An 18,404-nucleotide genomic window follows, 5' to 3' on the forward strand; every position below is an offset into this window, starting at 1 on the left:
TGCTCTTATTTCACACAGCCTTCAGTTAGCAAGGCTGAGTTAATGAATGGCATTAGGCAGTTAGCTGTGTTTTTAACTGTTGTAACTTGCCGCGCATTGAATCATCAATGACCTTGTCACCGACTTTGATTGTAGCGCCTGCCAAAAGACTAGGATCAACCGACTCATGAATCACCACACTAGCATTCAGTGAGGCTGCGAGACGTGTTTGAAGCATCTCACGCTGTGCGTCAGTCAATGGATAGGCCGTGGTCACATAAGCGTCAAGCTGTTTTAAGCTTAGCGCTTTGTGACGACGATAATGCTCATAAACTTCAGGAAGCAGCGCCAGACGCTCTTGTTCTGATAGCTGATTAACGAAGTTGCTAAGCGCTGCTGATACTTTTGGGTAGCTGGCGTCGGTATTCTGATGCCCTTTAGCGTCATTTAATAACCGCTTAAAAGCAGAATCACTAGCGCTTGCTACTTGTGTATCATAAAGATCGACCAAAGCGGCTGACTTATGCTCAGCAGAAACGGCTGGATTGTCTAGCAATGTGTGGAACGATTTGTCATTGACAATCGCACTGGCAATAAATAAGAAGTTTTCCCATTCATTAACCACCCCGTGTTCATTGGCATAGTCAAACGCGGCTTTAGCGTAGGGTCGTGCTAAGGTTGATAAGTCAGCCATTATATCCTCACAGTTACAGCTTAGCCGCCAGTTGGTCTAACATGCTGGCATGTTTTTGCACATCGACTTTATCTTGCAAAATCTTTTCAGCACCAAGCACAGACAGTTCAGCGACCTGAGCACGTAATGATTCGCGTGCTTGATTGATTTCTTGGTCGATAGACGCTTGTGCTTGTTGACGAATGCGCTCGCCTTCTATTTGTGCTTGCGATTTAGCGTCTTCAACCAATTGGTTGGCACTCTTGTTCGCTTGCTCAATTAGTGCAGCAGCTTTCGCCTTAGCAGCATTAAGCTCCTGCTCTGCATCTTGCTCAGCGGTAGCCAAGTCTGCTTTTGCTTTTTCAGCGGCATTTAAGCCGTCAGCAATCTTACGCTGACGTTCATTGATGGCGCCAATAAGTGGTGGCCACACGAATTTCATGCAAAAAACCACAAATATTGCAAAAGCAATGGCTTGACCGATGATGGTAAAATTGATATTCACGTGATCACCTCTTTGTTAATGAAAAATCAGTTTCATTGATCATGTTTGGCTCTCAGAAATATGACAACCAAACACTTACAACTGAGCTTTCTGATTAACCTGCTAGAGGGTTAGCGAATAATAGTAACATCGCGATACCAACACCAATCATTGGAATAGCATCCAATAGACCTGCTACGATAAACATACGTGTTTGCAACTGTGAACCAAGCTCTGGCTGACGTGCAACACTTTCTAGGAACTTGCCACCTAAAAGAGCAAAGCCAATACCTGTTGCAATAGCGCCTGCGCCGATAAGCATTGCAACTGCGATAACTGTAGAACTACCTAATACTGGATCCATTGATGTATCCTCTTTACCTATTTATTGATGAAGTGTCTAATTAATGTTCAGTTGACGAAGCTAATGATAAGTAAATTATCGTCAGCATCATAAAAATGAACGCTTGAAGGGTAATAATTAAAATATGGAAGATAGCCCATGGTACTGATAGTGCCCACTGAATCCAGAATGGCATCAAGGCAATCAAAATAAATACCAACTCACCAGCATACATGTTACCGAACAGACGTAAGCCAAGTGAAATTGGTTTTGCAATCAAAGTCACGACTTCTAGGATGAAGTTGACAGGGATTAAGATAATTTTCAATATAATATTATTCGAGCTAAATGGATGTAGCGTCAGTTCAGCGAGAAATCCACCGATACCTTTTTCTTTAATGCTATAACCGATAATCAGTGCGAAAACTGAAAAAGCCATACCTAGGGTAATGTTAGGATCAGTTGTAGGTACAATTTTGAAAAAGACGTGATGTGGATCACCTCCACCCGCTCCCATCGCAGCACCGATCTGGCCAGCCAAACCTGGGATGAAGTCGATAGGCATTAAATCCATCAAGTTCATTAACCAAATCCAGACGAAGATGGTTAACGCTAGAGGTGCTATTAGCTTTGAAGTACCGCTATAAGACTCGCGCACGCTATTATCGACGAACTCGACAATCATCTCAACCGCTGCTTGAGTCTTGCTTGGCACATCTGAGGTCACTTTTTTCGCCACCTTCCAGAAGAACCAGCAGAATAAGATACCTAGACCGATTGACCATAGCATAGAGTCAAGATGGATAGCATTAAAGCCCATCTGTCCCGCTTCTTCTGCGGTATAGGCAACCTTCCAGCCTTCGCCAGGCAGATAGCCATAGGTCCAATTGGTTAAATGGTGAGAGATATAATCTGTTGATGATTGTTCGGCTGCCATAATGTAAGCTTCTTATTAATCAAATATTTAATCAATTACCAAAAATATGGTTGTCATCTGATGAGTGAATTAGCGATATCAATGACACAAGGTCAATCAAACTTTTAAAAAACGCAGCAAGCGCATTACTAGCTTGACCTATTGTGTGCGAATTATGATGCTAAGGCACTCATGTAAGCAACAACATCCAGCCCATTGTTTTTTTGCGGTACTAGCTTCACTCATTTTAATAAATTCTAGCTATCAAAAAAGGGCTTATGAGTATTCATTACTAGCCCTTGGTACCTGCATATAACGTGATATCTGAGTATTTGCTTATGATTTTGTCAAATCGGCGCTCAATACAGCGGCTATAAGCGAAATTATTAGCTGAGTATCTTAAAGCAGCGTTGCATTTATGTAAAGTCTATTGTGTGTTTTTTATTAGCTTTATGAGTAAGTTAGTCACGTTCATCGTTTGTCAGTATGGTTTTACACCAGTAATTTAATTGTAAAAAATTGTTTCTCTAACAATCAACTTATATCCGTTTTCTGTCTATCATACTAACAGCGTGACTTTTAATGAGCTCATTTTAGCTATGGATAACATTTTTAATATACTTAGCACCTTCGTATAACGGTGCTTTTATTATTTTGAATGAACTAAGGAGGTTTTAAATGGGGATTAACAATCAAACAGTAATGTTGTGGCTAACGTACGTACATCAACATCCAACTGTGGCTAATCTGCATTACTATAAAACCGATGAACAGCGCAGGCGCAGACAGAGGTCGTATGGTAATAAAAATTAGTGCAAAGCCAAACACCGTCAGTAGCCATTTGACCATCTGACCACGATATAGCTGGCTGACAATATGTCGGCGCGCGCGATAGCCAGTATACCAAAAGACAAATGCTGCAAATATTGCTTGAGAAGTAAAGCTTAACAAAGCACCAAGAGCGGTGCTTTTTGCTACAATCAGCTCACTATGCAGCCAAACAATATCTAGCATCGAAACGCTAACAATCAGGATAAACAGTATCCACGCTTGGCGTTTGATGTAGAGGCCTATTTTATCTTTTTGCGTGCGTTTGGCAGGCTTGGTCATCAGCTATCCTATGATATAGCGGTGGAATAAAAGCAGTGCATCACAAGCCTGCTTATCCGTGAACGGCTCACTATACAAGTCTAACCTTTTAACCAAAATAAAACGCCACTTATTATAAGGAGCAAGTCATCATTAAGCAAGCAAAATGTGACCTTTGTTTGTTATTTTGAGCGCTTCTTGCTTCCTATACAATGAAGACAAGATAGTAAATGCTGCAAACCTCACTGTTTCGATAAAAAACTAGGGAAAGTTGCAGCGTCTATTACAGTTCAAGATATACAACTGCGTATCTGCTGTGCCATATTATACCATCCGTCAACGAAGGTTTTACTACCACTCATATCTTCAGCTTGCACTGTGGTGTTGACAGGTTGCAGTTTGGCAAGTAACCCCTTCGCAGGATCACTTTGAGCCACCAAACACATTTGTTTAGCAGGGCGTTGCTCGTTTAACCAGCGCAGCTGACTGGCTTTGGGAGAAAGATGGTGATCAGCACTTAAGCTTCCAATCATCTGCAGCCCTAAACTTGCTTCAATATATTGATAAGCGTCATGATAGGCCCAGTAAGGGTATGTTTTTTGACTGCCTTGTTGCATGGTCTGTACCGTCCTATCCATGCGCTGAGCGAATTTTTTTGCATTGGCCTGATATAGGCTTTTATATTGTGGATTGGCATGACTATGAATAACCGCCAGTGCACGGGTAATGGCTTTGGCGTTTTCAGGGTCTAACCAAATATGTGGGTCTAGCGTATTCGCAATAGGCTTGCCTTTGACATCACGCAACGGATGGCGATTGAAAGCATTAAATGCAAATAAGGAGATGGCATTGGGCGCATTATTCAAACTCGATGCGAGGTTATTCTCTAGCGACTCACCAAACCATACGACAAAGGTGCTTTCTTGAATGGCTTTGATGTCACCAGGACTGATACTACCATGATGTCCCACCTCCCCTGCTTGTAACAATTGATTGGCAGAAGGTGCGCCTTCCGTCACTGCTTGACTCAATAAAAACAACGGATAATTACTCACACTGACAGTGGCTGCATGCGCACTCATCATTATTGAGCTAAACAGTATCAGGGTCGCGGCCATCCAACGTTTAGACCATCTAAATACCCTTGATACAGAACCAGACGATGTCTTATGACTTTTTTTATTGTGTGTTTTGCTAAGTGCACTGATACAGCGACGATAATTTACATACATGCGATAAGTGTCCTATCCGTTTTATTTTAGACCTGTTTTTTTAGAAAAGCCTAGCAAGTTATGAATAGTAGTATGTTATACTATAACAATTAAAAACGCACTATTAATTTTGGGAGTTGGTGTTGTGTCAATGATCTCATCTACTTGTGAACACTTACATGATGTTCAGCACTTTACGCCGCAGGATGTGGCTAAGCGTTTAGAGGCAGCAAAAGAGCAGTCTCGATTGCGTGGGGTGCGCTTTACTCCGCTACGTCAGCAGATATATACACTGGTGCTGCAAGCCAATAAACCAGTGGGTGCGTATGACTTAATCACACAGCTTCAGCAAATACGCTTAGAATCAACAGATGAGAGCGCAAACAAGCAAACGCAAAAAAACGTCGCACCACCAACGGTCTATCGCAGTTTGGAGTTTTTATTGAGCGAGGGCTTGATTCATCAGCTCACTTCACTCAATGCCTATGTTCCCTGTTGCCATCCCCGCGCACAGCATACAGCTGCATTTTTGATCTGTCAGCACTGTCAACGTGTACAGGAATGTAGTAGTTTGCCAGTACAGGAAATGATGAGCTTTGCAGAACAGGATATAGGATTTGTCGTCGATCACAGTGTCATTGAACTGAGTGGACGCTGCCAAAACTGTCAGTAGCATTTATGACTTATCATTTTTATAACCTTTAACCTAGTGATTGTGAGCGCATGAGCCTTTTATTATCAGCCCTAGAACAACCACCAGCATTAAGCGTAAGCAGCAGTACACCTCTGCTCAGCTTAAATGACGTGAGTTATTATATTGGTAAGCAGCGCTTGGTCGCCAATATCAATATTGATATTGCCGTCAATGAGACTGTCAGTCTAATAGGACCAAATGGTGCAGGAAAATCGACACTGGTTAAACTCATTTTAGATTTAATCCAGCCCACGCAAGGTCATATCACTGCGCATCAGCCGCTACAGCTTGGCTATGTACCGCAGCGCTTCACTGTGCCGCCAATCTTGCCGTTAAGGGTCAAAGACCTATTAGAGCAAGCGGACAAACGGCGGTTGAGCGCTGAGCAACGGCAGTTTATTTTTGATAACTTATCCCTCAATCATCTACTGCCACGGCAAATGGGGCACTTATCAGGTGGTGAGACCCAGCGCGTGCTGCTGGCACGAGCGCTATTGGATAAGCCCAATCTGCTGATATTGGACGAGCCTATGCAAGGGCTTGATCCTGATACTGAAGTCTGGCTCTATCAATTCATCGATGAATTGCCAGATTTTTTACGCTGTGCAATGTTGGTCGTATCGCATGATTTACATTGGGTGATGAAGGGCAGCCGCCGAGTGATTTGTTTGAATAAGCATATTTGCTGCGAGGGACAACCCAGCGAGCTTGCGATCACAGCAGAGTTTCAAAAACTGTTTGGTCATCATTATGAGCAGCCCTATGTGCATAGACATCATGCCTGTGAGCATCAAGCCCCAAGTGACTTGCTGTAAAACAATAATCTATAAAATAATAATTTAACGGACAACACCTGTTATGACTGCTTGGTTAGCCATCATTGCCCCTGCCTGGATTGCCGGCAGTATTTTAGGTCTATTATCAGCGCCGCTTGGCTGCTTGGTATTATGGCGACGCATGGCGTTTTTTGCTGATGCTTTAGCACATGGCACTCTACTTGGAGTCGGGCTTGCCGTCTGGTGGCAGCTACCAATGGGCATGGGTATTGTGCTCGTCAGTGTCATGGTAGTCGCAGGACTGGTTTTGATAGACGATGAGCGCCTGCCCATTGATGCCGTACTGGCAGTGCTGGCCGTTTCATTATTATGTTTGGGTCTCCTCACCTTAACCCAGTTGACTGACCAACAAGCAAATGTATTAGGCTTCTTATTTGGAAACTTACTTGAGCTTGATTGGGCTGACTTGCCACTCCTTGCTGCTAGCATACTGCTAGGCTTAGGGTTCTTAATTTATATCTGGCCTGCACAGTTAAAACTAGCAACCCATGAAGCCCTAGCCCGAATCCAAGGTATCAACCCCACCAAACAACGACTATTCTTTATGGGCGTACTAGCAGGGTTTTGCGCGATTGCCTTGCAAGCAGTTGGTAGCTTACTGATCAGTGGCTTACTGGTACTACCCGCACTCACTGCCCGTTTATGGTCAACCGCCCCCAGACAGATGGTCATCTTTGCACTCATCATCGCACAAGTAGGCGTAACCTTAGGCGTTTGGGGTAGCATTTGGCTAGATATACAGACTGGACTTGCCATTGTATTGGTGCTGGCTATCTTGTTTTTTGCCGCGCTTATCCTCTCTAAGCTCGGGACGCAGCAACATTAGAGCCGCTATCTCTGTCTTTAGGGCTTTGTCCTTAGAAAAGTAGTTTAGGAAAAGTAAACTTTATTTGATAATTATCACTAGAGATTTTATAAAATATATGCTATAAACTCGCTTATATAGCGCCGTATATCAGCAGTAGCCGCTCATACAGCTATGACTGATAAAACTCACGATGATAGTTTTACGGTTTATCTCCATTTTTGAGGGCGTCTTAGCTGTTTGAGCCTGTGATATTTTCTAGCTCATAAAGGATAAAGTCTATGCCACAGTACCCTGCTCGCACTATCTTATCACCTGACGAGCAAGTGAATGTACTGCAGATCACGGACATGCATTTGGCGAGCATTGACGATATAACAGATGAAGATGTAGCATCTAAACGTCACTGTCGACAGAGCTTTGAAGCTGTTATTGAACAAGCGTTAAGTGAAGATATTCGTTGTGATTTGATTTTAGTCACTGGTGACTTAGTAAATGAAGTTAAGACCTCTATTTACGATTATATTTTCGAGGTACTCAGCGCCACAAACATCCCCTTTGCTTGCATTGCGGGTAATCATGACGTGACTGATGAAATTGATAGTCATCTTCCATTTTCTCAGCGTAAGCTCGTCGCAAAAACAGCAGATAAACGTCTTTTAAGCCAGCATGTCATTGATACTGAATACTGGCAATTGCTATTAATTAATTCCGCAGTCGCTGGCAAGATAGCAGGTGAGATTACTGACCTTGATATTGATTGGCTGTGTACGCAATTGAACACCTGTGATAAGCCAGCTCTGATAGTACTGCATCATCATGTGTTGCCGATGCAGTCAGAATGGATAGATGCCCATATCGCAGAAAACACCGCCGAGTTTTGGCGAAGGATGTCCGCATTTAAACAGTTAAAGGTCATTGTGAGTGGTCATACGCATCAAGAGCAAACGCGCGACTATAATGGCGTGACTGCCTATACTACGCCGTCAACCTGCTACCAGTTCCAGCCTTATGAAGATGACTTTGCTTATGATAAGGATGCCCAGCCTGGCTACCGTTGGTTGCAATTAGCCAACACTGGACGGGTTGCAAGTTGGATTAAGAGATTAGATACTTGATGCCCAGTCTTATGGGATGGGGTCAATTTACCACTGTGCTAAAATGCTAGTAAGCTCTTGAAAATTAACATAGAATGACCCGTTAAAAATAGTACTAGGCAAGCAGAGTAAAATAACCGATACTGCAAATATACTCACGTTATACAAACAACTAAGAAAACAGGAAGGTCTAACGTCAAATGTTAGGCAACAAAATAATGGCTAGGATAGCTACGACAACCACCAGCCAAGATTTCGCAATCGGCAATCACGATAAGTGATACACCGATATAAACATATCATGAGATCCTCTGTGTTACTTGCGTTACCACGTGGTGAAACGTTCTGTAAGAGACAGACTATAGTATTCATTGAAAATGCTGAGTTCTTGTCTTTTGTAAATGTCGTTTTGTTGAATTAATTTGAAAAACTAGGATACCCATATGAGCACTGTAACTACAAATCCAAGTGATGTTAAATTCACCCCTTATGTGCCTGCCAAAGACGAAGAATATATGTCTGATGCGCAGTTAGAGCACTTTAGAACTATTTTATTGGATTGGAAAAGCCAGCTTATTGGCGAGGCTGACCGCACTAAAACTTATATTCAAGACGAATCCAGTGCGATGCCAGATATCAATGATCGCGCCACTCAAGAAGAAGAGTTCGCCCTCGCGCTACGCACACGTGACCGTGAGCGTAAATTGATTCGTAAAATCGATAAGTCTATCGCTGAAATCGAAGGTGACGACTATGGTTTTTGTGAGACCTGCGGCGTAGAGATTGGCTTACGCCGTTTGGAAGCGCGTCCAACAGCGACTCAATGTATTGACTGCAAAACTCTGTCCGAAATGAAAGAGCGTCAAAACCAAGGTCATACCTAGAAGTACGCTGTATTTGTAAATGCTTCATATAAATATGACGAAAGCGACCATCATGGTCGCTTTTTTGCATTCATATATATGCGGTTATTTATAGAATCGACTAACAAAACAGATAAGTTTAATAAATAGCTTTTCATAACTGTTTTATTTATCCTGTTGTCATACTTTTTTTTGATAGCTACTCACTTTGAATTCATTAAATATCAATACAAATCACTCACTCCAGTCTATACGTCCTGTAGGCCGCTTCGCTCCTTCGCCGACGGGCGAGCTGCACCTTGGCTCACTGACCACAGCGCTGGCAAGCTTTTGTCATATCAAATCCTTGGGTGGTAAGTGGCTATTGCGTATCGAAGATACCGATACTGAACGCTGTGACCGACAGTTCAGTGAACAAATTCTAATGGATTTAAAAGCGATCAGTTTACACTGGGATGATGATGTCATTTACCAGTCTGAGCGTATCGATATCTATAATGACTATCTATCATCACAGCTTGCACCATTAACCTACGGCTGCCAGTGCTCGCGTAAAAGCTTGGCACAATACTGGAAACGGCATGCTATATTAGAAAATGCTAACTCGCATAGTAGCAGCAAAAATCCTGCTGATACGCAGCGTTATCCTCGCTGCTGTATAGATGCCAACCTTGATAAAAATAAGCATAAGCAGCGTATCCAACTGCCTGATTACGCCATAGGTTTTATGGATGGTATCCAAGGCATGCAATGGCATAATCCACAGCAGAGCTTGGGTGACATGGTGGTACGCCGCCAAGATGGGATGATCAACTATATTTTGGCAGCAAGTATCGATGATGGGCTACAACAGGTCAGCCATATCATGCGTGGGTTAGACATCTTACCGATGACCACTGCTCAAATCAGCATCATGCATGCAGCTAATCTGCCTGCAATAGACTACTGGTACCATTTGCCACTGATACGCAACCCTGATGGGCAAAAGCTCTCTAAACAAAACCTAGCTCAGCCCATCGATACAAGTAGGCCCAGCGAGCTTATTGCCACCGCTTTGCAATTACTGCAGCAACCCACCGTTGAGATGGATACGCCAGCACGTATGCTAGAGCAAGCTATTGAACAGTGGGATAATACCCCTTTACAAAATAAGCTGTCTTTAACTATAGCCAGCTCCTAAATAGAAAAACGCCGCTGATAGCGACGCTTTTTTATAACCAAATTTTTTAAAATCTGCCTATTCAAACCATTCTCTTTAAAAAACAGTTTTTTAAAAGTAGCGACACTGGCTCTTTTCTATTTGCGGGCTTTCTTTATTGATCTTGAGCAGCAATGCCACCATCACCAGACTGATGAGCATCGAGGAGCCACCATAACTAAAGAATGGCATAGTCAGACCTTTGGTTGGCATCGCACCCATGTTCATTGCCGCGTTAATAATCGTTTGCGCAATAAAAATAATCCCAATACCAAAAGCAGTATAGCTCATACGCATTTGCCGGCGTTTTAGCGCATTATAACTGATGCGCATGGCGCTACCGATGATAAGTGCTTCTAATATGAGAACCATCGACACACCGACGAATCCTAACTCTTCACCCGTGATGGCTAATAAAAAGTCTGTATGTGCCTCAGGTAAATGCGCGAGCTTCTGTACACTTTCGCCATAGCCCACCCCTGTAAACTCCCCGCGTCCAAAGGCAATTAAACTGCGTGCTAGCTGATAGTCAGTGTCTTGAATATCATCAAAGGGATCTAAAAAAGATAATGCCCGTGTCAGGCGATACTGCACCATCGTGACTGCCAGCACACCCAATACACCAACGACGGCTGCAAGTGCGACAAACTGTTTATACGGAGCACCAGCAATATAAAATATCGCGAATACTGTGCCCACAATCACAACTAAAGAACCAAAATCAGGCTGTAATAATAGTAAAAAGGTGAGTAAGCCGATGACTAAAGAGATCCGCAAAAAGCCATCCCAGCCGTTACGTACTTCAAAAGAGCGTCGCACCACAAAGTCGGCCACAAATACCACAACGACCAGCTTCGCTAACTCTGCAACCTGAAAGTTAATCACTCCTAAGTCTAACCAGCGTTTTGAGCCATTAATCGGCGTACCAAAGAGTGTTGCCACCAGCAGCGCACCCGTCACTGCCAATAATATAAACTGTGTCTCGGTTTGATACAGTGTTTTTAATGGTACAAAGTAATAGGGTATCGCTGCAGCAAGCAAGCCAATACCCATATATAGCAGTTGGTTCTCAAAGAAATGCAACTCTGTCATTCCGCGACTGAGCGCGAAAGGAATGGAAGCAGAAGCAACCATTAACAAGCTGAGTACCATCATACAACCGACACTAGACAATAATATAGCGCGGGCTGAAGGCCAAGACAGAATACCATCTGAGTCAGAAATTGAGCGAGAATTTTGCGAAAAACGAGAAAGAAAAGAGAGCGCCATAATATTTTAAGTACACTAACAAACAAAAAACACGGCGTTTATAAAACGCCACCGTTGAGACTTTAAAAGTCAGCTATTCCGTTGTTGACAGTAGCAGTAATTCATAACCAAAACAATCATTTATACTGCCATTATTAATATTCAATAGCAGTATCAGCAGGATTGTTATTAGCAACCAACCACTCGCTCGACCAGTTGAATAAAGTGTTCGCCACGTGCAGCGTAGCTGGCATACTGATCAAAGCTGGCACAGGCTGGTGATAGCAGCACTGCTTTTACTTGCGACAAGCTACTAGCCGTAAGCTGTTCAATGGTTGCAAACGCACTCTCTAGCGTTTGACACTGATGTAGCACCACCTCATCGCTTAACTCTGCAGCGCGTAGATGCTGCTCAATTTGCTTGCCGTCTTCACCGATGCATAATACTTGGCTGACATAGTGGTTAATCAGAGGCGTCAACTCACCAAACTGCTGTCCTTTGCCTTGACCACCTAATATCAATAGCAGCTTACCATCTTTGGGAGCATAGACTGCCCCTAGCCCTTCGATGGCGGCCATGGTCGAACCAATATTGGTGCCCTTTGAGTCATTGAAGTAATCAATACCTGCAGCGCTCGCCACGTACTGACAACGATGTTCAAGACCTGTAAAGCGCTGTAAAGTACTAAGCATACTATCAAGAGGCAGTCCAGCAAGCTCGCCCAATGCAAGAGCCGCTTGCGCATTTAACAGATTATGGCGGCCTTTGACTAGCAGCTTGTCAGCGGATAATAAACGCTCTGTGCCACGCGCCAAATAAATCTGACCGTCAGGATCCGTAATCAAGCCATATTGACCTTTGTCAGGAGCATGGATACCTGTGCTTATTCGCGGCAAATTGTCAGCGACCAAAGGCCGCGTCAAGGCGTCTTCACGGTTAATCACTACCGACTTGGCACCTTGAAAGATGCGATGTTTGGCTTGATGATAACCCAGCATATCGCCATGGCGATCCAGATGATCAGGCGACATATTGAGAACAGTCGCCACCTGTGCACCCAAATTGGTCACAGTCTCTAACTGAAAACTGGATAGTTCAAGCACAGCCAAAGTCATATCACTATTAGACAGCAGACTCAATGCTGGCACGCCAATATTTCCGCCAACACCAACATTGATGCCGGCATCAGCAGCCATCTCTCCTACCAAAGTCGTCACGGTGCTTTTGGCATTGGAGCCTGTAATAGCTACTATGGGTACCTCACAGGCTTCACAAAACAGCTGAATATCGCTTACTACAGGAATATTAGCTTGCCGTGCGGCAGCAACAGCGTCCGTTTCTAAAGAGATACCAGGGCTGATAATAATACGTGCCGCTTGTTGCAGCAGCTCTGCATCAATCGCACCGAACAGCCGAATCTCAACCGCTGCAGGTAGCTCTTTCGCCAATGCAGGTGCGGATTGCTTATCGGTGACCGCTACTCGGTAGCCTTTTTCGCTCAGATAACGCGCAGCTGACAACCCTGACTGCCCTAATCCGACCACCACTTGTAGACCATCGCCTTTATGGATGAGTGTTTCTGGTGTTGCGAGGGTTGTCATATACTTTCCTTTTATAGTGCTTTTTAGCTATAGTGCCTTATAACGCCATGTCATCCGCTATCGAAAATCAGCGATTGTCTAAATCTGTATGCAACCATTATAAAACAGGTGTGGTAAACACAGAATTATTAAATTGACAGTGAGCATCATAACGGTATCGTTCATTTTTCGGTACTGCTTTTTTGCCACTTTGTGCTATTATGCGCATAATTTTATATTAAGTTACTGAAGTTTGAACTGGACATTTCATTTTGTGTGCCAGTTTAGCATGATGTGACCTTTATCATGTGATGGTCTCGCCATATTCAGCAACTGCTCACTACGTCATGACATTGCGGCAAACGCATGTTTATGTTTGTTTTGCCTACCTTATCTGACACTCTATCTACCACGATCATTCATCGTGGTCATTTATGCACTACCTTAAGTTTTTTATCAAATTTTACTATCGGCAATACGGTAAATGCTTCAGTAGCCATTTTAGTTACGAAGCTTTGATAAGCTTTATATAACCTCTGAGGATAATGCAAGTGCAAGACCGCTTAACAGTATTGATTTGTTAAGCGACGTGGTAATGAAAGTCTGAGTGGTCGGTATTGTCCATAGACTATTATTGTCTATGAGTGATACGCCTACCAGATAACGATTACTTTTTTGCCCTTAACTATATGTAGTTTAATTATGACGTCTCTTTTTGATAATTTGCATGACGAATGGTTCTCCAATATACGCGGCGATACTCTGTCGGGAATAGTGGTCGCACTGGCATTGATTCCAGAAGCCATTGCTTTTTCTATTATCGCTGGTGTCGATCCAAAAGTTGGGCTGTATGCCTCGTTTTGTATCGCGGTGGTGATTAGCTTCGTCGGTGGTCGTCCTGGGATGATTTCAGCAGCGACAGGGGCTATGGCACTGGTCATGGTAGATTTGGTTGCTGACCATGGTCTACAATACTTGCTTGCCGCTACGTTATTGTGCGGTGGTATTCAAATTGTAATGGGTATCTTAAAACTTGGTAACCTGATGCGCTTTGTCTCTCGTTCAGTGGTGATTGGCTTCGTCAACGCTTTAGCGATTTTGATATTTGCCGCGCAGCTACCAGAGCTGAACCCAGCGACTGAACGGGTTGGCATGACAGTATATATGATGACGGCAGCAGGCTTGGCTATTATCTATCTGTTTCACTGATTCCCAAAATTGGACGCGTCGTTCCCTCGCCGCTCATCTGTATCGTGGGTCTAACCGCAGTGGCTCTATACATGGGACTAGATATCCGTAATGTCGGCGATATGGGCGACTTACCAGATACCCTGCCTGTATTTTTGTTTCCAGATATTCCGCTCAACCTCAACACACTATTAATCATTGCACCCTACTCTATTGCACTGGCTGTTATCGGTTTGCTTGAGTCTATGATGACCGCTACTATCGTCGATGAGCTAACAGACACGCCAAGTGATAAAAACCGTGAGTGCCGTGGTCAAGGTATTGCCAACGTCGTCTCAGGCTTCTTTGGCGGTATGGCTGGTTGTGCGATGATTGGCCAATCGATGATCAACGTAAAGTCTGGCGGGCGTACCCGTCTGTCGACCTTGATAGCAGGTGTGGTGTTACTGATCATGGTGGTATTCTTGAGCGACTGGGTCAGTCAAATACCAATGGCCGCGTTAGTCGCAGTCATGATCATGGTCTCTATTGGTACCTTCAACTGGCAGTCTATCCGTGAATTCAAAACGCATCCGATGTCATTTAATATCGTGATGTTAGCAACCGTTTTGACCACCGTATTTACTCATAACCTTGCTTACGGTGTCGGCGTCGGCGTGTTACTGTCTGCCTTGTCATTTGCCAATAAGATTGGGCAGTTCTTGACCATATTTAGTGAGTATGATGACAGCAATAATACTCGATACTACTATGTACAAGGTCAAGTATTCTTTGCCTCCACCACCCAGTTTCTTGATAGCTTTGATACCAAAGAGGCGCTCGATAACGTTCAAATTGATGTGAGTAAAGCACACTTTTGGGATGTGACTGCCGTGGATACTTTGGACAAGCTGGTCATGCGCTTGCAACGCGAGGGAATAGATGTCAAGGTGGTTGGCTTGAATAGTGCCAGTCGCACCCTCATTGATCGCTTCTCTGTCCATGATCGCCGTGATATCGGCCTATTAGACTAGAGCGTAATCTGCGGAATTTGACCGTGTTTTTATTATTGAGATAATGTGGTTGCCTTATGAGTAACTTAAAACCAGACAGTGTGATTGCTTGTTTAGATTGTCCTGATCATGTGCAAGCGGTATTGGATGCTAGCATGTGGGCGTCTACGCGCCTGCAAGCACCCATTGGGCTACTTCATGCCGTACCAAGCTTGCAACAAAAGGCCGCTATAAATTATTCAGGTTGTTTGAATATCGATGATGAAAGTGCGCTGCTGGATAACTTTACCAGTCATGAGCATCAAGGCAACTCTGAGCTCAAGGCGCAAGGTCGACTGCTCTTACATCAAGCAGCAGCCTATTGTGAGCAACATTTGCACAAGCGCAAGGTCTACAGCCTGCATCGACATGAAACCCTGAGCGAGAGCATTGATTATGTCGATGAAATGTCACAGCTCATTGTCATTGGCCATCATGTCACCTGCAGATCTACGTTGGGTCAACTCATACGCCCAAGTCTGTGCCCTATTTTGGTGACTCACACAACATTTGCGCCCCCAAAGAGTGCACTATTTGCTTTTGATAACCGTGCTACCTCCCACAAAATGTTGAATTGGTTATGTAAGACGCCACTTGTACGCGCGTTAACCATTCATATCGTCATGGTTGGTAAAGAAAACTCTGAAAACTGCGACGCGCTGCGTGAAGCTTATGCCCGCCTCAAGCAAGCAGGTATCAATTGCAAAAAATCCTTACTAGACTGCCGCGATGTTAGCGCTGCCTTAAACTACTATCAAAGCGAGCACGACATCGACCTTCTGATGTCAGGTGCCTTTGGTCAATCACGGCTACGTGAGCTGCTGCGAGGCAGCGACACTGAAAAGCTATTGGGTAGCACCAAAACCTCTTATCTACTGTTTCCTAAAACTTAATACTTTGGTTTCTCATCCCTTATAACCTCTAGCCTTCAGGCTTTGTTATCATAACTGCGGCAATCCCATTTTTAATATTCTTGTACATTCTGCTCTAGGTTTTTGCCATTAGAGCAGCGTACACTTTTCGCGTATCTTGTACTATCACCACAAACCTCTCTATAAGCTGCTCTATACTTGCTATTTTTTAGCAATTCATCACAGGATAGCCTCCCCGCAACACGAAAAAGTTGGTTATAATAAAGCCCTCGTTGAATCTAACGTCGCAGGCGACTCCACTGCACTTGTTCTATATTGGCTGTATTTTTATTGGGGTCTTCATCCGTCATTCTTGCATTATGTACCCATAACAGTAGTCATTTAAGAAGCAATTAAGCCCAAGCGATTCTCCCCCTTGAGGATCTTTGGCACATTTCTTGAATAACTTACTGTAAGCATGGTAAAGGCATGATGCTCTAAAAGTCTGCAATAACCTGCGACATCATTTAAATAAGGAAGTTTCTTATGAAGCTAATCACTGCGATTCTAAAACCATTTAAGCTCGATGACGTACGTGAAGCGTTATCTGACATTGGCGTTAAAGGCGTTACCGTCACTGAAGTTAAAGGGTTTGGTCGTCAAAAAGGACATACCGAGCTGTATCGCGGTGCTGAATACGTGGTGGACTTTTTGCCTAAAGTGAAAGTCGAAGTCGCCGTCATTGATGAGATGGTTGAGCCTGCAATTGAAGCCATCACTCGCATCGCCAGCACCGGTAAAATCGGCGATGGCAAGATTTTTGTCACGCCACTTGAGCAAGTCATTCGTATACGTACGGGTGAAACAGGTCCTGATGCTATCTGATAGCTTTCAACGCTATTAGACAGATAAACAGCCTTGCCCACTATTGGTGCAAGTATGATTTAAAGATCGCAACTGCTCAATGAAGGACGTTTAAAAGCACGCCTAACTATCGCATTGTCAATTCAAGGGGGAATTAAGATGCAAAGTCAGATTTTTGAGCTACAATACGCACTCGACACGTTTTATTTTTTGGTATGTGGAGCACTGGTCATGTGGATGGCCGCTGGCTTTACAATGTTAGAAGCTGGCTTGGTTCGATCAAAAAATACAGTTGAGATTCTCACTAAGAATATCTCACTATTCGCCACCGCTTGTACCATGTACATGATATGCGGTTATGCCATTATGTATGATGGCAACCTCTTTCTAAGCGGTATAGCAGGTGGTGAGACCTTGGTAAATGATGCCTTGATAGCGTCAGCTAGTAACGGCTTTGATGGGGATTCGGTCTACTCTGCAGCGTCTGACTTCTTCTTCCAAGTGGTCTTCGTCGCTACCTGTATGTCAATTGTCTCAGGGGCTGTTGCTGAGCGCATGAAACTCTGGGCTTTTTTGCTATTTGCCGTTGTAATGACCGGCTTTATCTATCCTTTAGAAGGCAGCTGGACTTGGGGTGAAAAGGACGTCTTGGGCTTGTTTAGCTTAAGCGAAATGGGGTTTTCTGATTTTGCTGGATCTGGTATCGTCCATATGGCAGGGGCTGCTGCTGCACTATCAGGTGTATTGCTTTTAGGCGCACGTAAAGGCAAGTATGGTCTTAACGGTGAGATTCGTGCGATTCCAGGAGCGAATCTACCACTAGCCGCACTTGGTACGCTTATTTTATGGATGGGCTGGTTCGGCTTTAATGGTGGTTCGGTTCTTAAACTGGGGGATATTGCCAGCGCCAACTCAGTCGCTATGGTATTCGTAAACACCAATGCTGCTGCAGCAGGTGGCGCCATTGGTGCTTTACTGCTAGCACGTGCTATCTTCGGCAAAGCAGACTTAACCATGCTCTTAAATGGTGCATTGGCAGGTCTGGTCGCGATTACCGCAGAGCCTTCGACCCCGTCAGTGTTGCAAGCGACACTTTTCGGAATATGCGCTGGCGCCATCGTCGTTGTATCCATCTTGGCTTTAGATAGAATCAAAATCGACGATCCAGTTGGTGCTATTTCGGTACACGGAGTTGCCGGTCTCTTTGGTCTGTTAATTGTACCTATTACTAATTCCTCAGCCAGCTTCATCGGTCAAGTCGTAGGTGCAGTCACTATCTTTGCTTGGGTATTTATTACCAGCGCCATTGTGTGGGCGATTATTAAAGCAGTGATTGGTTTGCGTATATCTGAAGAGCATGAATACGAAGGTGCTGATATAGCAGAGTGCGGAATGGAGGCTTATCCTGAATTCACCCATTAACTACTTGAATAGATAAAGCGACAGGCTTTAT

17 protein-coding genes and 1 pseudogene are annotated in these 18,404 nt (G+C 44.0%); 10 read left to right on the forward strand and 8 right to left on the reverse strand.

Annotated elements, in window-relative coordinates; translation table 11 throughout:
• Positions 1 to 52 precede the first annotated feature (52 nt).
• From JMX03_RS13370 to JMX03_RS13395, 6 genes are all read right to left on the reverse strand, one after another.
• Positions 53 to 673, reverse strand: coding sequence for a F0F1 ATP synthase subunit delta (locus JMX03_RS13370; RefSeq protein ID WP_201573155.1), 621 nt, complete (start codon positions 671 to 673; stop codon positions 53 to 55).
• Between the two features lie 13 nt (positions 674 to 686).
• The gene (locus JMX03_RS13375; protein WP_201573152.1) at positions 687 to 1,157 is read right to left on the reverse strand and encodes a F0F1 ATP synthase subunit B; all 471 of its coding nucleotides are present in this window, start codon (positions 1,155 to 1,157) and stop codon (positions 687 to 689) included.
• Positions 1,158 to 1,251: 94 nt separating this feature from the next.
• Entirely contained in the window at positions 1,252 to 1,500 is a 249-nt protein-coding gene (gene atpE / locus JMX03_RS13380) for a F0F1 ATP synthase subunit C (protein WP_201573150.1), read from the reverse strand.
• 40 nt (positions 1,501 to 1,540) lie between these two features.
• Entirely contained in the window at positions 1,541 to 2,416 is an 876-nt protein-coding gene (gene atpB / locus JMX03_RS13385) for a F0F1 ATP synthase subunit A (protein WP_201573148.1), read from the reverse strand.
• A gap of 690 nt (positions 2,417 to 3,106) precedes the next feature.
• Positions 3,107 to 3,505 (reverse strand): ATP synthase subunit I, encoded by a 399-nt coding sequence (locus JMX03_RS13390; protein ID WP_201573146.1) that lies wholly within the window; start codon positions 3,503 to 3,505, stop codon positions 3,107 to 3,109.
• A gap of 269 nt (positions 3,506 to 3,774) precedes the next feature.
• Positions 3,775 to 4,569, reverse strand: coding sequence for a metal ABC transporter solute-binding protein, Zn/Mn family (locus tag JMX03_RS13395; RefSeq protein WP_227695796.1), 795 nt, complete (start codon positions 4,567 to 4,569; stop codon positions 3,775 to 3,777).
• Positions 4,570 to 4,846: 277 nt separating this feature from the next.
• Here JMX03_RS13395 and JMX03_RS13400 point away from each other — a divergent pair, with 277 nt between their 5' ends.
• From JMX03_RS13400 to gluQRS, 6 genes are all read left to right on the forward strand, one after another.
• Complete coding sequence (locus JMX03_RS13400; protein WP_201598152.1) at positions 4,847 to 5,368, forward strand: Fur family transcriptional regulator; 522 nt, start codon at positions 4,847 to 4,849, stop codon at positions 5,366 to 5,368.
• Between the two features lie 50 nt (positions 5,369 to 5,418).
• Positions 5,419 to 6,204, forward strand: a complete 786-nt coding sequence (locus JMX03_RS13405) for a metal ABC transporter ATP-binding protein (protein WP_201597364.1) — start codon at positions 5,419 to 5,421, stop codon at positions 6,202 to 6,204.
• A 43-nt stretch (positions 6,205 to 6,247) separates the two neighbouring features.
• Entirely contained in the window at positions 6,248 to 7,051 is an 804-nt protein-coding gene (locus JMX03_RS13410; protein ID WP_201597365.1) for a metal ABC transporter permease, read from the forward strand.
• Positions 7,052 to 7,311: 260 nt separating this feature from the next.
• On the forward strand, positions 7,312 to 8,148 hold the full coding sequence (locus JMX03_RS13415) for a metallophosphoesterase (protein ID WP_201597366.1): 837 nt from the start codon (positions 7,312 to 7,314) through the stop codon (positions 8,146 to 8,148).
• A 422-nt stretch (positions 8,149 to 8,570) separates the two neighbouring features.
• Positions 8,571 to 9,011 (forward strand): RNA polymerase-binding protein DksA, encoded by a 441-nt coding sequence (dksA, locus tag JMX03_RS13420; protein WP_201573105.1) that lies wholly within the window; start codon positions 8,571 to 8,573, stop codon positions 9,009 to 9,011.
• Positions 9,012 to 9,198: 187 nt separating this feature from the next.
• Entirely contained in the window at positions 9,199 to 10,170 is a 972-nt protein-coding gene (gene gluQRS / locus JMX03_RS13425; protein ID WP_227695798.1) for a tRNA glutamyl-Q(34) synthetase GluQRS, read from the forward strand.
• A gap of 90 nt (positions 10,171 to 10,260) precedes the next feature.
• Here the strand turns inward: gluQRS and ftsW are convergent, their stop codons facing one another.
• Together ftsW and murD are read right to left on the reverse strand one after the other, a co-directional pair.
• Positions 10,261 to 11,457: a putative lipid II flippase FtsW gene (ftsW, locus tag JMX03_RS13430; protein ID WP_201597367.1), complete on the reverse strand. Its 1,197-nt coding sequence runs from the start codon at positions 11,455 to 11,457 to the stop codon at positions 10,261 to 10,263.
• Positions 11,458 to 11,625: 168 nt separating this feature from the next.
• The gene (gene murD, locus JMX03_RS13435; RefSeq protein ID WP_201597368.1) at positions 11,626 to 13,038 is read right to left on the reverse strand and encodes a UDP-N-acetylmuramoyl-L-alanine--D-glutamate ligase; all 1,413 of its coding nucleotides are present in this window, start codon (positions 13,036 to 13,038) and stop codon (positions 11,626 to 11,628) included.
• Positions 13,039 to 13,719: 681 nt separating this feature from the next.
• Here murD and JMX03_RS13440 point away from each other — a divergent pair.
• The 4 genes and pseudogenes from JMX03_RS13440 (at position 13,720) to JMX03_RS13455 (ending at position 18,373) form a co-directional block, all read left to right on the forward strand.
• A pseudogene (locus tag JMX03_RS13440) lies at positions 13,720 to 15,218 on the forward strand (SulP family inorganic anion transporter).
• A 56-nt stretch (positions 15,219 to 15,274) separates the two neighbouring features.
• Positions 15,275 to 16,129, forward strand: a complete 855-nt coding sequence (locus JMX03_RS13445) for a universal stress protein (protein ID WP_201597369.1) — start codon at positions 15,275 to 15,277, stop codon at positions 16,127 to 16,129.
• A 504-nt stretch (positions 16,130 to 16,633) separates the two neighbouring features.
• On the forward strand, positions 16,634 to 16,972 hold the full coding sequence (locus tag JMX03_RS13450) for a P-II family nitrogen regulator (protein ID WP_201573059.1): 339 nt from the start codon (positions 16,634 to 16,636) through the stop codon (positions 16,970 to 16,972).
• Positions 16,973 to 17,110: 138 nt separating this feature from the next.
• Positions 17,111 to 18,373, forward strand: coding sequence for an ammonium transporter (locus tag JMX03_RS13455; RefSeq protein ID WP_201597371.1), 1,263 nt, complete (start codon positions 17,111 to 17,113; stop codon positions 18,371 to 18,373).
• Positions 18,374 to 18,404 lie beyond the last annotated feature (31 nt).

Origin of the sequence: Psychrobacter fulvigenes (assembly GCF_904846155.1) — a bacterium.
GTDB lineage: Bacteria > Pseudomonadota > Gammaproteobacteria > Pseudomonadales > Moraxellaceae > Psychrobacter > Psychrobacter fulvigenes.

Bases quoted from the DNA above. Each gene is read 5' to 3' on its own strand.
- JMX03_RS13390 (WP_201573146.1), bottom strand. From the start codon at position 3,505: ATGACCAAGCCTGCCAAACGCACGCAAAAAGATAAAATAGGCCTCTAC.
- ftsW (WP_201597367.1), bottom strand. From the start codon at position 11,457: ATGGCGCTCTCTTTTCTTTCTCGTTTTTCGCAAAATTCTCGCTCAATT.
- JMX03_RS13400 (WP_201598152.1), top strand. From the start codon at position 4,847: ATGATCTCATCTACTTGTGAACACTTACATGATGTTCAGCACTTTACG.
- JMX03_RS13450 (WP_201573059.1), top strand. From the start codon at position 16,634: ATGAAGCTAATCACTGCGATTCTAAAACCATTTAAGCTCGATGACGTA.
- JMX03_RS13395 (WP_227695796.1), bottom strand. From the start codon at position 4,569: ATGATGAGTGCGCATGCAGCCACTGTCAGTGTGAGTAATTATCCGTTG.
- JMX03_RS13445 (WP_201597369.1), top strand. From the start codon at position 15,275: ATGAGTAACTTAAAACCAGACAGTGTGATTGCTTGTTTAGATTGTCCT.
- dksA (WP_201573105.1), top strand. From the start codon at position 8,571: ATGAGCACTGTAACTACAAATCCAAGTGATGTTAAATTCACCCCTTAT.
- murD (WP_201597368.1), bottom strand. From the start codon at position 13,038: ATGACAACCCTCGCAACACCAGAAACACTCATCCATAAAGGCGATGGT.
- atpB (WP_201573148.1), bottom strand. From the start codon at position 2,416: ATGGCAGCCGAACAATCATCAACAGATTATATCTCTCACCATTTAACC.
- JMX03_RS13405 (WP_201597364.1), top strand. From the start codon at position 5,419: ATGAGCCTTTTATTATCAGCCCTAGAACAACCACCAGCATTAAGCGTA.
- JMX03_RS13455 (WP_201597371.1), top strand. From the start codon at position 17,111: ATGCAAAGTCAGATTTTTGAGCTACAATACGCACTCGACACGTTTTAT.
- JMX03_RS13415 (WP_201597366.1), top strand. From the start codon at position 7,312: ATGCCACAGTACCCTGCTCGCACTATCTTATCACCTGACGAGCAAGTG.
- JMX03_RS13370 (WP_201573155.1), bottom strand. From the start codon at position 673: ATGGCTGACTTATCAACCTTAGCACGACCCTACGCTAAAGCCGCGTTT.
- atpE (WP_201573150.1), bottom strand. From the start codon at position 1,500: ATGGATCCAGTATTAGGTAGTTCTACAGTTATCGCAGTTGCAATGCTT.
- JMX03_RS13410 (WP_201597365.1), top strand. From the start codon at position 6,248: ATGACTGCTTGGTTAGCCATCATTGCCCCTGCCTGGATTGCCGGCAGT.